The sequence below is a fragment of the Streptomyces sp. NPDC002868 genome, assembly GCF_055563295.1.
The window spans coordinates 106718-121397 of sequence record NZ_JBVHDR010000010.1; the positions used below are offsets into that span (position 1 = coordinate 106718).

10 protein-coding genes and 2 pseudogenes are annotated in these 14680 nt (G+C 69.2%); 7 read left to right on the top strand and 5 right to left on the bottom strand.

Annotation, left to right across the window (positions count from 1 at the left end):
- Nucleotides 1–8 precede the first annotated feature (8 nt).
- Complete coding sequence (locus tag ACZ3H8_RS27510; RefSeq protein WP_467406332.1) at nucleotides 9–920, bottom strand: hypothetical protein; 912 nt, start codon at nucleotides 918–920, stop codon at nucleotides 9–11.
- Between the two features lie 129 nt (nucleotides 921–1049).
- On the bottom strand, nucleotides 1050–3737 hold the full coding sequence (locus tag ACZ3H8_RS27515; protein ID WP_467406334.1) for an FG-GAP-like repeat-containing protein: 2688 nt from the start codon (nucleotides 3735–3737) through the stop codon (nucleotides 1050–1052).
- A gap of 510 nt (nucleotides 3738–4247) precedes the next feature.
- Between ACZ3H8_RS27515 and ACZ3H8_RS27520 the strand changes: the two genes are divergently transcribed.
- Nucleotides 4248–4592, top strand: coding sequence for an STAS domain-containing protein (locus ACZ3H8_RS27520; RefSeq protein ID WP_467406337.1), 345 nt, complete (start codon nucleotides 4248–4250; stop codon nucleotides 4590–4592).
- A 30-nt stretch (nucleotides 4593–4622) separates the two neighbouring features.
- Nucleotides 4623–5069, top strand: coding sequence for an ATP-binding protein (locus tag ACZ3H8_RS27525; RefSeq protein WP_467406339.1), 447 nt, complete (start codon nucleotides 4623–4625; stop codon nucleotides 5067–5069).
- A 28-nt stretch (nucleotides 5070–5097) separates the two neighbouring features.
- Here the strand turns inward: ACZ3H8_RS27525 and ACZ3H8_RS27530 are convergent, their stop codons facing one another.
- Nucleotides 5098–5994 carry a SigB/SigF/SigG family RNA polymerase sigma factor gene (locus ACZ3H8_RS27530; protein ID WP_467406341.1) on the bottom strand — a complete coding sequence of 299 codons (897 nt, stop codon included), beginning with the start codon at nucleotides 5992–5994 and terminating at the stop codon, nucleotides 5098–5100.
- 173 nt (nucleotides 5995–6167) lie between these two features.
- Between ACZ3H8_RS27530 and ACZ3H8_RS27535 the strand changes: the two genes are divergently transcribed.
- Entirely contained in the window at nucleotides 6168–9110 is a 2943-nt protein-coding gene (locus tag ACZ3H8_RS27535; RefSeq protein ID WP_467406343.1) for a hybrid sensor histidine kinase/response regulator, read from the top strand.
- Between the two features lie 34 nt (nucleotides 9111–9144).
- Here ACZ3H8_RS27535 and ACZ3H8_RS27540 read toward each other — a convergent pair whose 3' ends face one another.
- Nucleotides 9145–11415 carry a SpoIIE family protein phosphatase gene (locus tag ACZ3H8_RS27540; protein ID WP_467406345.1) on the bottom strand — a complete coding sequence of 757 codons (2271 nt, stop codon included), beginning with the start codon at nucleotides 11413–11415 and terminating at the stop codon, nucleotides 9145–9147.
- Between the two features lie 79 nt (nucleotides 11416–11494).
- On the bottom strand, nucleotides 11495–12520 hold the full coding sequence (locus ACZ3H8_RS27545) for a PHP domain-containing protein (RefSeq protein WP_467406347.1): 1026 nt from the start codon (nucleotides 12518–12520) through the stop codon (nucleotides 11495–11497).
- 155 nt (nucleotides 12521–12675) lie between these two features.
- On the opposite strand from ACZ3H8_RS27545, the pseudogene gvpO reads away from it, so the two are divergent.
- The 4 genes and pseudogenes from gvpO to ACZ3H8_RS27565 form a co-directional block, all read left to right on the top strand.
- Nucleotides 12676–12810, top strand: a pseudogene (gene gvpO / locus ACZ3H8_RS27550) (gas vesicle protein GvpO); the annotation flags it as partial.
- A 28-nt stretch (nucleotides 12811–12838) separates the two neighbouring features.
- Nucleotides 12839–13027 (top strand): annotated as a pseudogene (locus ACZ3H8_RS27555) (gas vesicle protein K); the annotation flags it as partial.
- A gap of 122 nt (nucleotides 13028–13149) precedes the next feature.
- Nucleotides 13150–13395 (top strand): DUF5133 domain-containing protein, encoded by a 246-nt coding sequence (locus tag ACZ3H8_RS27560; RefSeq protein ID WP_467406348.1) that lies wholly within the window; start codon nucleotides 13150–13152, stop codon nucleotides 13393–13395.
- 59 nt (nucleotides 13396–13454) lie between these two features.
- Nucleotides 13455–14678 (top strand): FUSC family protein, encoded by a 1224-nt coding sequence (locus tag ACZ3H8_RS27565; RefSeq protein ID WP_467406350.1) that lies wholly within the window; start codon nucleotides 13455–13457, stop codon nucleotides 14676–14678.
- Nucleotides 14679–14680: the final 2 nt, after the last annotated feature.

Below are 14680 nucleotides of genomic sequence, written 5' to 3' on the forward strand. Positions count from 1 at the left end.
GGTGTCCCTCACTGCCCGTAGCTCATGAACCAGTGTGCGTCGAAGTGCCGGGCGGTCGAGCACGGGTGCCGCCGGTCGGTGAGCATGCGGAAGATGAACTCCGCGGTCGAGCCGTCGAACCGGATCCAGTCGCTGTAGTCGTCCTTCGTCACCAGGATGGGCCAGCGATCGGGGTCCGCCCCTTCCGTCAGCCAGTAGAACGAGTCCTCCCGCTCGCTTCCCGCCCACTGCAGGAGCCCGCCCGGGGCAGGGAACAACCGGTGCGGCGCCCACATGCTGTCGCCGTCCTCGCTGTCCCATGAGGCCATCGACAGAGCATGCTCGACGATGTCGAGGCACCCGGACGGACCATTGGGGAGGAACATGTCGAGACAGCCGTCGAAGGAGCCGCACCCGAAGATCTGAACCAGCTGCTTGTAGTCGCCGGGCAGACCGATACCCAGCCACGCCTCGGCCGTCTCCCAGCCGACCGTGTGCGTCAGTTCCCGGTCCTGGCCCGTGACGAAGACGACGCGGTCGACCCAGGTGGCGTCCTCCGGAAGCTCCTCGAGTGCCGGGGCGGCCCGATGCGCGACGAGAACCACGGGCCGTATGCCGTTGTCGGCGGCAACGATGCCGCAACCGATCCACCGGCTGCCGTACGCCCATGCGTACATCTCTCTCACGTGCTCCCCGAAGGGGGCAAGGAGCGGCAGTCCGGTTCTCTCGGTGAGCGTCGGCGCACTGTGCCCGCGCCTGACGAGCGGGCGCGGCCGGCCGTACCGCTCGCTCACCGCGTCGAGAAGGCCGGGCAGACGTGGTGAGCCGGAAGCGTTCAGACACATATGGCCCGCCGCATGCCCGGGCTCACCGCATTCCAGCTTCCCCGGGTCCCGATGGGTCAAGTGGTCTACTGCCGCCAGCAGTTCACGTTCATTCATCGCGGGTCGCCTCATCCAGTCCTTGAGCGCGCAGTCCCTGAACGCGCAGCCCTTGAGCGCGAAGAGCCGGCCGGCCGCGCGGACCGGGCCCCGGGGGCCTGGGCCACGCAGCCGGCCGACGTCGGTCGGTTACGGCGTCAGCACCTGGCCGATGCGGACGCCCGCGGGCGCGCCCAGCGCCGCGGTGCCGTAGTACACACCCGACGAAGGGATCACGCCGGACGTGCTGCTGTTGTCGATCTGAAGGATCGTGCCGTTGTTCGCATCCTCGCCGTCCGCGCCGATGGCCAGGTCCGCCCGTGTGTAGCCGGACAGGTCGGTCAGCGAGACGGATGAGCCGAGGCGGTCGCCGGCCTCGGCGTCACCGGGGATCCCGGTGGTGTCCTGCGTATAGGCGAACGAGCCGGTGCCGGTCGGGCCTGTGGCCGAGCCGCGCAGCAGGATCACCATGCCCGCGTCCGCGCGAGTGACCGCATTGCGCGTGATGTCCTCGCCCGGCACGCCGGTCAGAATGTCCGCGTACCCGTCGAGGTTGAGATCACCTACGGAGACGGCGGCACCCATGTCGTCACCGGTCTCGCCCGCCTCCGGGACACTGGCGGAGTCCTGGTGAAGGGTGATCCGGCCGGTGGAGGTCAAGCCGGTGGCCGAGCCGAGAACCACCGTCACCGCGCCGCCCTTGGCCGTCGTGCCGGACTCGGTGGCCGAGGGCTGTCCGACGGCGAGGTCGGTGTATCCGTCGCCGTTGATGTCGCCGGCCGCGAGGGCACGGCCGCCCCGCGCGTCGAGGATCCCGACCCGCTGCAGGCCGGACGCGGAGCCTTTCAGCCACAGCAGTCGCGAAATCCCGGCCGGGTCACGGAAGTTGACCGCGACGTCGGCGTAGCCGTCCTTGTTGAAGTCACCGGTGGCGGCCGAGGCGTAGGCGACGGCCCCGGTGTACGCGGCGGTGTTCAGCAGGCCGGACTGGGACGCGCCGGTCGCGGAGTCGTACGCCCACCAGCGGCCCGGCACACCCGGAGCGACGGAGAAGACGTCCGCCTTGCCGTCGGCGTTGAAGTCGCCTGCGGCGACCGTGGTGCCCAGCTTCTCGCCGTTGGTACGGACGGCGGCATCGGTCCAGTACGCCTTGCCGCTGTTGAGCGCCGGGCCGTACAGGACGCTGACGGAGCCGGTGTCGACCTGTGACGCCAGTTCGTTCTCGCCCGGGACGCCGATGACCAGGTCGGCGTAGCCGTCGCCGTTGACGTCTGCGTACGCAGAGGAGGCGCCGAAGGCGTCACCGCTCTCGGAACGGCCGGGAACGCCCGCGCTCTCCTGGTTGAGAGTTCGCTTCCCGGCGTCGGTCGGGCCGTTGACAGTGCCGGGCAGGACCGTGACCGAGCCGTCGCCGCTCGCGACCCGCGGCAGGCCGGCGACCAGATCGGTGATGCCGTCCCGGTTGAAGTCGGTGGTCGGGATCGCGGAGTTGCGGCCGGGACCGGCCGCGAAGTCACGGATCGAGGAGAGCTTGGCGTACAGGTTCTTGCCGGGGCACGCGGTGGCGAAGCCGTCGCGGTGACCGGAGACGGTGTTCAGCGTGGCCTGCTGGCCCTCGGTGTACTTCCCGGTGTTGCCCTGGGCGGTCAGCGTCACCGTGCCCTTGGGGTTGCCGCCGTACTGGCCGAGCTTCCAGGCGGCGACGCGGGCTGCCGACTGCAGCGCGGCGGGGGTCGGCTTCCCGGCCGGCTTGCTCGTCGCGGCGTCGCCCTCGAAGTCACCAAGCAGGGCGATGCCGGTGGAGTAGCTGTTGAAGCCGTAGGTGTGCGCGCCCTTGACCGGCAGGTCGACCCCGCCGCCGCGGCCCTCGAAGATCTGGCCGCACTTGTCGACCAGGAAGTTGTAGCCGAGGTCGTTCCAGCCCTCGGTCTTGACGTGGTACGTCATGATGCCGCGGACCAGTGCGGCCGACTCGGCGCAGCTGTAGTTGTTCGAGCCGACGGTGTGGTGGATGAAGACCGCCTGCACCTTGTCGATGTACTCGGCGGGGTCGTCGACCATCGACTCGTCGGCGCCCCACTGGGCGCGGTTGACGATCGGCGGCTGCTTCACGGTCGAGGGCGGCGCGGTCGGCTTGGTGGGCGTCGGGGCCGGCGTCTCGGTGGGTGTCGCTGTGGGGCTTGCCGTCTCAGTCGGAATGCTCGTCGGCGAGACCGTCTCGGTCGGGGCCGCGGAGTCCGTCGGAGTCACAGGGTCGGTCGGCGACGCCGGGTCCGTCGGGGTGACCGGATCGGTAGGGGAGGCGGACGGGGTCTCCTCCGCGAACGCGGCGTTGTCCATGAGCGGCGCGGCCGGGTTCTTGGCCTCGGCCTTGCTGACGCCCGGGTCGACCATGTGCAGCTTCAGGTCCTTGGGCAGCGCCTTGCCCGAGTCGACGCGTACCTGCACGGCGGTGGACGGTCCGACCCACAGCGGCTCGGACGCTCCGCGGTCGGCGCCCTCGGCGCCCTCGGGCCGGTGTGCCTCCAGGTCCAGCGCCTGCCAGCCGGACCACTTGCCCGTCTCGGCGCTGCGCGTACGCACCCGGGCCGTGCCCTCGACCTCGGCGGCCGAGCTGTCCCAGCCGATGCCGACGAGGGAGAACGGCTCGGTGTCGGTGTTCGGCAGCTCCCTCTTCGTGGCTCCGCCCTTGGCGAGCTCGAGCGTGCGCAGCTTGGCCGCCCGCTCCTCCTGGTGCGGCTTCTTGGGCGCATCGGACGGGTTGGCGGTGGCTATGGTGACCACCCCCGCCCCGCCGAGGACCACAGCGCCCACGGTCAGCCAGACTCGGCGCTTCATGCTCAGTGGTCTGTACGCATGCGACGTACGCGGGCTCAAGTGCCCCACCTCTCCGAAAAGTTCACTTGCGGCACGCCCGTCACGTGGGCGGCCTGCAGTACCCAGCGCGCCCCGCCGCCAAAACATCACGGGTCACAGCAAGAAGTGATGTGGATCACTTTCGGGCCCTGACTGTTGGCGCAGGACCGCGCCGCCTGCGAACTGCGCCGCGGGAGCGGCTCGGCTCTTCAGGTGGCGTCGTGGAAGACCAGGTCCAGGGTGTGCCGGTGCCTCGTCGAGGCCGATGGCGACCTGCAACGGGAAGACCCCGTCGCCGAACAGGTCGCATTGCGGCGCTGTCCAGCGCCTCCTCGACAGACTGCCGCCCATGGAGGCCACGGAATAGAACGGCGTATTCCGGGCACCCGTCCCAAAAGAGGGCCATCGCACAGCCCCGCCGCCAGGGGAACATGCGCGGAAAGAAGGTGGTGCGTCGTGGCTGGACGTGCCGACGCAGCCAAGAGGCGCCTCATGGTCGCCGTCCGGCAGATGCCGGCTCAGGATGCTTTTGTGCTGACACTCGCGGGTGAGCTCGACCATGATTCGGTCGAGGCGCTGCGCGAAGCCCTTGCCGACGGCTTGGCGTCCGGGGCGGGCCGGATTCTGGCCGACTGCTCGGACCTGCGGTTCTGCGACTCGACCGGGCTGAATGCTCTGCTGCACAGTCGACTCGCCGGACGTGAGGCGGGCGTTCGACTGGAACTTGTCGCCCTGCAACCGCCGGTTGCCCGCATGTTTGAGATCACTGGCGCGGGCGCCGTCTTCCGTATGCACGCGAGTCTCGACGAGGCTTTGGCGGAGAGTTCACAGAGGTAGGACCGTTCACAGAGAGTGGAGGAGGAGGTCGTGAGTGTCGTCCTCCCGTCGCGGGGGCAGACCCGCCGACTCGTCCTGTACGGCACCGAGGGTGTCGTAGGGCGCTGCCGAGACTTCAGCCGGGACGCCTTGATCGACTGGGAATGGATTCCCGCCGCGGACGAGGACGGCCAGGCGGTCGTCGAGGATGTGCTTCTGCTGGTGTCCGAAGTCGTCACCAACGCCTGCCTGCACGCCCACGGACCTCAGGAACTCATGCTGCACTGCTCACCTGACCGGCTGAGGATCGAGGTCACCGACGACAGCCCGGTTCACCCGCGGCCGCGCCCGTTCGCCGCGGCTGTGCCAGGCGGTCATGGTCTGGTGGTCCTGGACAGGCTCGCCCGGAGCTGGGGCTCCGTACCTCGTGGGACCGGGAAGGCGGTGTGGGTGGAGGTGGCAGCGCCGGCCCGTTTGCAGGGGACTCGGCAGCAGTAGCGAGCGGTAGAGCTACCCGCTGACCGTCTCAACCGTCACCGTCGTCCAGCAGCAGGGCCTCGCGCATCAGCGTCAGGACGTGGGCCAGCAGCCGCGAGACATGCATCTGCGAGATGCCCAGCCGCTCACCGATCTCACGCTGCGTCAGGTCCTCGACGAACCGCAGGGACAGAATCAGCCGGTCCCGCTCGGAAAGAGTGGCGACCACCGGCTTCAGTGCCGCGATGCATTCCACCGTGTCGAAGGCATGCTCGTCCTGGCCGAGGCACCGTTGCGCCGGGCCCGGGGCCTGGTCGTCCTCGAGCGGCGCGTCCAGCGAATGGGCGCTGTAGCCGTTCGCCGCCTGCCGGCCCTCCCGCACCTCCGCCTCGTCGACGCCCAGGTGGACGGCGAGCTCGGCATCCGTCGGCGGGTGACCCAGCCGCTGCTCGAGTGTGTCCGACGCCCGGGCGATGCCGATGCGCAGCTCCTGCAACCGTCGCGGCACCCGCACAGCCCAGCTGGCATCCCGGAAGAAGCGCTTGATCTCACCCTCGATGGTCGGGAGCGCGAAGGAGACGAACTCGACCTCACGCTCGACGTCGAAGCGGTTGATGGCCTTGATCAGGCCGATCGTGCCGACCTGGAGGATGTCCTCCATCGACTCGCTGCGGTGCGAGAACCGGGTCGCGGCGAACTTGACGAGGCTGAGGTTGAGCTCGACCAGGGTGTTGCGCACATACGCGTACTCCGGTGTGCCCTCCTCCAGTGATGCGAGCCGCTGGAACAGCGATACGGAGAGTGCCCGCGCGTCCATGGTGCCGATCGTCCGTGGGTCCGGGATCTCCGGAAGGTCGAGAAGCGCCGGCGGGCGTGGGGCGGGCGCGGCGGAGACGGCGGAGACGGCGGAGACGGCGGAATCGCGGGTGCGCGAGAGGCTGGACATGAGGCTCCTTCGACGCTGCTGGGTGATCGTCGTGTGAGCACCTCTTGAATATTTACCCGAATGGCGCGTTTTGATGCTTTATGCCCCTATGGGAGCGGCTGGCTCCGGGGTGTCCCTCACACCCCCACGTGCGAGAGTGGACGTGTCGTCGGTCGCAGCAGGCGAGGTCAGCGATGGATTCTGCGCACACCTCCGGTGAACGGCTCGGTCGCCCATCGGCGGAACTGAGCGAAGAAGGGCTCCGGAAACTGCTCGCGGGGCTCACAGCAGTACGTGACGGCGACTTCTCCCACCGGCTGCCGGACGACGAGGCGGAGCTCCTCGGCGAGATCGCGGCTGTCTACAACGGGATGGTCGACCAATTGTCCCTGGTCACGTCCCAGGTCACCCGGGTCGCCAGCGAAGTCGGCGGCGAAGGGCGGCTCGGCGGCCACGCGCGCGTCCCCCAGGTCAGCGGCGTATGGCTGGAGCTCACCACCGGCGTCAACACGATGGCCGACAACCTCACCTCACAGGTCCGCTCGATATCCCAGGTCGCCTCCGCGGTCGCGCGGGGTGATCTCGACCAGAAGATCAGAGTCGACGCCCGCGGGGAGATCCTGGAGCTGAAGGAGACCATCAACACGATGGTGGAGCGGCTGTCCACCATGGCGGAGGAGGTCACCCGCGTCGCCCGCGAGGTCGGCACGGAAGGAAACCTCGGCGGTCAGGCGACGGTACGGGGCGTCTCGGGTACCTGGAAGGACCTCACCGACAACGTCAACTCCATGGCGAACAACCTGACCAATCAGGTACGTAACATCGCCCAGGTCACCACGGCCGTCGCGGAGGGTGATCTGACCCGCAAGATCGATGTCGACGCGCGCGGTGAGATTCTCACGCTGAAGACCACCATCAACACCATGGTCGACCAGCTGTCGTCGTTCGCCGCCGAGGTCACCAGGGTGGCCCGCGAGGTCGGCAGCGAGGGCCGGCTGGGCGGCCAGGCCGAGGTGGAAGGTGTCTCCGGCACCTGGAAGCGGCTCACCGAGAATGTGAACGAACTGGCCGGAAACCTCACCCGGCAGGTGCGCGCCATCGCCGAGGTGACCAGCGCCGTCGCCGAGGGTGACCTGACCCGTTCCATCACGGTGGAGGCGCCGGGCGAGGTCGGTGACCTCAAGGACAACATCAACGCCATGGTCGAGTCACTGCGCGCGACCACCCGCGCCAATGAGGAGCAGGACTGGCTCAAGACCAATCTGGCTCGTCTCTCCTCATCGATGCAGGACAGCCGCAACCTCTCCGCGGTCGCTGAGCTGATCATGGACGAGGTGCCGCGGCTGGTCTCCGCGCCCTACGCCGCTTTCTTCCTTGCTCAGGAGACGCCCGACGGGCGCGACACCGAGCTCGTCATGATGGCTTCGTACGGCGGCCCCGGCGGCCCGGACAAGCCCCCGCGCCGCTTCCGGCTCGGACAGTCGCTGGTCGGCCAGGCGGCGCGCAGCAGGCGTACGCTCACCGTCGACGGTCTGCCGCCCGGATACGCGACGATGTCCTCCGGTATCGGCTCGGCCGAGCCCACGACCCTGATCGTGCTGCCGATCGTCGTCGAAGGCCAGGTGCTCGGAGTCATGGAACTCGCGGCGCTGCGGCCCTTCACCGGCATCCACCGGGACTTCCTCGACCGGTTCAGCGAAACGGTCGGCGTCATCGTCAAATCGCTGATCGCCAGCGCCCGTACGGACGAGCTGCTCGAGCAGTCCCAGCGCCTGACGAGCGAACTGAGCACCCGGTCCCAGGAACTCCAGTCGCGCCAGGAGGAGTTGCAGCGTTCCAACGCCGAACTTGAGGAGAAAGCGGCGCTGTTGGTGGAGCGCAACCGGGACATCGAAGGCAAGAACCTGGAGATCGAGGCCGCCCGTCAGGAACTTGAGGCCCGCGCACTCCAGCTCTCGCGTACGTCGATGTACAAGTCGGAGTTCCTGGCCAACATGAGCCACGAGCTGCGCACACCGCTCAACAGCCTGCTGATCCTCGCCCAGCTCCTCGCCCAGAACGCGGAGGGCAACCTGACGGAGAAGCAGGTCGACTACGCCGAAGTCATCCACTCCGCGGGTTCCGATCTGCTTCAGCTGATCAATGAGATCCTCGACCTGTCGAAGGTCGAGGCGGGCAAGATGGACGTCCATACGGAACCTGTCAACTTGTCCCGGCTGCTGGACTACGTCGAGATCACCTTCCGGCCCCTCGCGAGCGAACGCGACCTGCAGTTCCAGGTGGTCAGGGCGCCGAACATGCCGGAAGCCGTCGTCACCGACGAGGCGCGACTGCGGCAGGTGCTGCGCAATCTGCTCTCCAACGCCATGAAGTTCACCGAGCACGGACGGGTCGAGCTGCGCGTCGAGTACGCCGACGACGACGAGCTGGCGCATTCCCTGCGCGGCCACCCCGCACTCGCGTTCAGAGTCTCCGACACCGGAATCGGCATCGCCGAACAGCACTTGGAGACGATCTTCGGAGCGTTCCAGCAGGGCGACCTGGCCACAGGACGGCGCTACGGCGGTACGGGGCTGGGGCTGTCCATCAGCCGTGAAGTGGCTCAACTCCTCGGCGGCGAGATAGGGGTGACGAGCAGGATCGGTGAGGGGAGCAGCTTCACGCTCTACCTGCCGGTCGGCGGCGTCGGCCGCCCGAAGGAACAGGCCGCGAGCGTCAGTGGGCGGCGGCAGGAGGGCGGCCCCCGTCCGCAGGAACCGACGCTGACCGGGCGCGTGGCGCTGATCGTGGACGACGACGAGCGGAACGTCTTCGCGCTCACCGCGATCCTGGAGCGCGAGGGCATGCGCGTCCTGCGGGCGGACAACGGCCAAGCCGGCATCGAGCTCCTCGCCGCGCACGGCGACGTGGAGCTGATCCTGATGGACGTGATGATGCCCGGCATGGACGGGCTCTCCGCCACCGCCGCGATCAGGGAGATGCCACGCTTCGCCAAGGTCCCGATCATCGCGGTGACCGCCAAGGCGATGCCCGGCGACCGGGCCAGGACGCTGGCCGTCGGAGCCAACGACTACGTCACCAAGCCCGTCGACGCGGACGAGCTGATCGCCAGAATCCACAAATGGCTGGGCGATTGACGCGCGCGGGAGCCTTCAGGACACGCGGGAGCCTTCAGGACACGCGCAGGACGACCAGGCTGGTGTCGTCGTCCGTATCGCCGGTGACGACACTCAGCAGCCGGTCCGCCTGCTCGTCGACGCCGCCGGGCGCCAATCGCTCGGCTGCGCGCCGCAGGACGGCCAGACTCTCGTCCAGCCCCGCGTGCCGGCGCTCGACGAGCCCGTCGGTGTAGAGCAGCAGCGTGTCCCCGGGAAGCAGCCGCGTCATGGTCTGCGTATAAATGGCGCGCGGCAGAGCTCCCAGCAGGATGTTGTGCGGGGCGTCGAGCAGTTGGGCGCGCCCGTCGCGCAACAGCAGTGGCGGCAGGTGGCCGGCGCTCACCCAGCACAGGGACCGGTCCGCCGGTTCGTAGATGCCGCAGACCGCAGTCGCGGTCGGTTTGCCGTCCATGTGCAGCGCGAGGTCGTTCAGCCATTCCATGAGCCGGCCGGGGGAGTTGCCCGTGAAGGCCAGGCCGTGCAGCGCGTTGCGCAGCGAGACCATGCCGGTGGCGGACTCGATGCCATGGCCGGCGATGTCGCCCACCGCCAGCAGGATCCGGCCGTCGGGCAGCGGCAGTACGTCGTACCAGTCGCCACCGACGCGGTATTCCTGGGCCGCCGGCCGGTAGCGGGCCGCGACCTGGAGACCGGGCAGCCCCTCCAGCGCGGGCCCCTCCGGGACAATCGCGCGCTGGAGCTGGAGTACGACCTGGTGGCGGAGCGCGGCCTGCGCCTGGGCGGCGGTCAGCTGGTCGAACGCGGCGGTGAGCGCGAGCTCCGTGCGGTGCTGCGCGGAGACGTCCTGATAGATGCCCGTGATGCCGGTGAGGACACCACCCGTCAGCAACGGCTCGGCGGCGATGCGCACATGACGCAGCCCACCGTCGTCCCGGACCGTCCGCACGACGGTCTGCGCGCCCACCCGGCGCTCGGTCAGAGCGACGAGCAGGTCATCGAGAGCGTCTGCCTCCTCGGGATGGAGTCTCGGCCCCAGCAGCCGCAACGGGATCGGCGCGGTGCCTGGCGGCAGCCCGAAGATCGTGTACGTCTCGTCCGTCCAGCGGGACTCGCCGCTGACCAGATCGTCCTCGAAGGACCCCAGATTCTCGAGGTGATCGAGGACCCGCACCACAGCCAGGCCGGGATCCGTTGCCCCGTGCCAGAGCGCAATGCTGCGGTCCGGCCCGACCGGCAGTACGCGTACATCGAGCAGCGGGTCGGGGCCGCCTGGACGCAGCTCCGCGGGAATTCGCGCCGCACGCTGCGGGGTCGCGCCCGACCGCGCGCTCTGCACCAGACGTACGAGACTGGCGTGGGCGGCCGGGAACACCTGGGCCAGTGGCCGCCCCACCGGTCCGTGAACTCCCCCGGAGGACTGCAGCGCCGCCGGGTTGAGGTGCTCGACGCGCAGCACGGACGTGCCGGGGTCGGCGCGCAGAGTCATGGCCGGATGGGTCAGCAGGTCGAGCAGCGGGCCGAGCAGCGGCGGCTCGGCGGCGGCCTCCTGGGGACCCACGTCGAGCATCCGGGCGGCCGTGTCCATCAGGCCCGTGAGCGTACGGCGCACAGGGTCGTCGAGGTCGGCGGGACCTGGCCAGACGATCAGGGCAAGGCCCGTGACCGATCCATGGTTCCAGAGCGGCAGGACGGCTCTGGCAGCGTCCGGAGCGGGCCCCGGAAGCCGCTCGACCGGCGGCGGACCCGCAGGGAGCCAGTCGGGCGAACCCTGCGCCAGGACGCGGTGCAGTGCGCCCTTGGCCTCCGGGGGGATCCACCGCCAGTGGGACGCCTCCAGCGCGGAGACGCCCGCGCGCCCGACCAGCTGCAGGCAGTCGGTCGTCGTACGGCGCCACAGGAACAGGGCCGCCGCGCCGAACGGGCGCAGGCCGCTTTCCAGCAGCGCCTCGGTGACCTCGTCGATCGTGTCGAAGGACTCCGCCGCCGTCTCCGCCCTGCGCCTGCGCCGTGTATCCGCAGGTGATTCCGTTTCGTCCGGGGTGTGGGCCACCACGGTGCCGGATGCGGCGTTCACGATGTCGGCCGCGAGGTCTTCGGGGCCGATCCCCGTGGAGTCGGCGAGCCGGGCCAGGTGCTCTGCCGCGTCGGGAGGCGGCGTGGAGAGCTGGGCCACCAGGATTCCGGCGGCCAGATCCAGCAGATGGCGGCGGGCGAGATCGCCTCGCAGGGCCGCGACCTCGGCGGTCAGTTCCGCGACCGCGGCACAGAGGTCATCAGTCCCGGCCGGGGGCTCGGGGGGCGGCGCCTGTTCGGGCATGATCATGACTGCTCCAGCTCGGGGAGGCCGTGCAATCGCGAACCGGATTCTACCCTCGTATATCGGGCGCGGCTGGGGTGGCCCGTCAGACGTACGGGCGGTCGCGCGATTGCGTCCAGGCGAGCAAGTCCGTTGCACCCCAGGTGTTGATCACCCGCTCAGGGGGCACCTCGCAGGCCTCCGCCCGGGCGCAGCCGAAGATCTGCCACTCGAGCTGTCCCGGCGCGTGGGCGTCCGTATCGATCGCGAAGAAGACCCCGGCCGCCACCGCGAGTCGAAGCAGCCGCAGCGGGGGATCCAGCCGCTCGGGCCGACTGTTGATCTCCACCGCGGTGCCGTGAGCGGCGCAGGCCGCGAAGACCGCTTCCGCGTCGAACTGCGACTCGGGTCGCCCCTTGCCGGTGACCAGCCGCCCCGTACAGTGCCCCAGCACATCGGCCAGCGGGTTCTGTACGGCCTCGACCAGGCGCGGCGTCATGTCGGCTGATTTCATCCGCAGTTCGGAGTGGACCGAGGCGACCACCAGATCCAGCTCGTCGAGCAGCTCCGGTTCCTGGTCGAGCGAACCGTCCGCCAGAATGTCGCACTCGATGCCGGTCAGCAGCCGGAACGGTGCCCACTGCCGGTTCAACTCCGCCACGACGTCCAACTGCTCGCGCAGCCGCTCGGCGGACAGGCCGCGTGCGACGGTCAGCCGGGGCGAGTGGTCGGTGAGCACCGCCCACTCGTGCCCCAGCGCGGCCGCCGCAAGCCCCATCGCCTCGATGGAGCTGCCGCCGTCCGACCAGTCAGAATGCAGATGACAGTCACCGCGCAGCAGCTGACGCAGCTGCTGTCCGCCCTCCGTCGGCACAGGGGGCGCCTCGCCTTCCAGCCGCTGCAGGTACTGCGGCATATCGCCGGCCAGCGCCTCCCGTACGACTTGCGCCGTCTTCGGGCCGATACCTTTGACGGCCTCCAGCGAGCCCTCCGCCGCACGCCGGGCGATCTCGTCGTCGTCCATCTGCGCAAGGGCTGCGGCCGCGCTGCGGAAGGCACGTGCCCGATAGCTCTCCGCACCGGCGCGCTCCAGCAAAAACGCGATCCGTTCCAGAGCAGCGACGGGGCGCATCTCATCCCTCCGCACCGTTGGCGGTAGTCCCTTCCACTCTCTCCTGCCGGGCGCCCATCGGCACGCCGAGCCATGAGTTGAGGTTTGGAGCGGCTCAACTGTGTTAGCCGCAGCGCCGAGGAGACACGGCCAATTCATCGCAGAACACGTTCACGGAGACCGACGCCGGCTGGTCGTTGGAGATCGAAGTGGTGGAACTGAGCCGGATCCCCGACACGACGAGCCTGCTTGCGAGTTACGAGGTGACTCTCGACCCCCAGGGCGAGCTGACCGGTCACCGCAGGATCCGTCGCTACGTACGCGACTGGTGGGAGGACGATCCCGCCCGACCTGGACCCCGACACGGTCGAACGCGACCTCGCGAAGCTCGTCCTGACCGTGGTGGAACTGCTCCGCCGGCTCATGGAGCGCCAGGCGCTGCGCCGGGTCGACGAAGGCGACCTGAGCGAGGACCAGGAGGAGCGGATCGGACTGACCCTGAGGCCGCTGGGGCCGCTGCTCCCAAGGGCCGAGCAGGCCCTCGTCACTGAAAGTAATCATACGGATGGCGGACGTGACCGCCGCGGATCAGAATGAGTGCCGGCCCGACTACCTGCTGGTGGTCTCATTCCGGGAGGGCACTGATGTTGATGCCTGACGCAGATGTGATCGCAAGGGTGATGGCCCGCTACCGGGCCCAGGAACACCTCGTTCTGGCCGCCCCGCACGACCCGATCGCCCGAAGGCGCTTCGAGGACACCGCCTATACGTTGTGTGTGCTGATGGGCGAGCGTACGGCCCGTGAAGCGATGCTTGCGGCGGAACGCTACCTCGGTCGCGTACGGCCGACCCCGCAGCCCGCCAGGAGCCCCACCGGCACTTCCAGGCGGCGCTGACCCGGGCGCGCTCACAGCCAGGCAGGTCTGCCCTGCTGACGAGCGGGAAGGACCAACGGGTGCGTGATGTCCGTGATTCAGTAAGAGCGCGGCTGGCCCAGCTCGCCAGGGAGCCCGCCGTCGCCCAGACGGTTCGTTCCACCGCGGCCGCGACCATCTCCTACGTCGTCGCCCTGCAGCTGAGCAGCGAACCGGCTCCCCTCACCGCCCCCTTGACCGCCCTGCTCGTCGTCCAGGTCACCCTCTTCGCCACGCTCACCACAGGCGTCCGGCGGGTGAACTCCGTCGTCGCCGGTGTGCTGCTCGCCATCGGCTTCAGCGCGCTCGTCGGACTCACCTGGTGGAGCCTCGGCCTGATCATCCTGGCTTCCCTGATCGTGGGACGGATCGTCCGCGTGAGCGAGTTCGTTCCAGAGGTCGCGATCAGCGCCATGCTCGTCCTCGGAGTGACGCGGGTGGGGGACACCGCCTGGGACCGCGTCCTGGAGACGCTGATCGGCGCCGTGGTCGGCCTGTTGTTCAACGTCCTGTTCGTGCCCCCGGTATGGGTCGGCACGGCCGGCGATTCCATCCAGGACCTGGCCCGGCGAATGCGCCGACTGCTGCTGAGCATCGGCGAGCAACTGCGCAGCCCCACCCCGGTGGAGCGCGCAGCCGCCCATCTGCACGAAGCGCGTCGTCTCGACAACGACATCGCCGACGTCGACGCGGCGCTCCGTCAGGCTGAGGACAGCCTCCGTCTCAACCCCCGGGTCAAGGAAGGACTGCTGCACCGCGTCGTCCTGCGTACCGGACTCGACACCCTCGAGATCTGCACGGTCGTCCTGCGCGTACTGGCCAGGACATTCACCGACCTCGCCAAGAAACGCAAAGAGGAAGCCCTGTTCCCGCACGAGGTGGCAGTCGCCATCGAGGAACTGCTCGCTCATGTGGCGGACACCCTCGTCAGCTTCGCGGTCCTGGTCACCACGCAGGTGAGCGAGAGCGCCGAAGCAGCGGAAACCCGGCTGGCCGGGGAGCTCGCCGCAGCGGCCGTCAAACGCGAGGAGGTGGCGCAGCTGCTGCTCCGGGACATTCAGCGGCACCCCAGCCAGTGGCAGCTGCAAGGCGCGCTGCTCACCGAGATCGACCGGATCCTGGACGAGCTGGATACGGAACATCGCTCCCGGCGCCTGATGGAGGAGCTGGACCGTGTCACACGTGAGCAGCATGAACGGTATCCCCGGCTGGCAGCGTTCCGTAAATGGATACTGGGGAAGCGCCGTCGCAGGGCCGCCGACTGAGT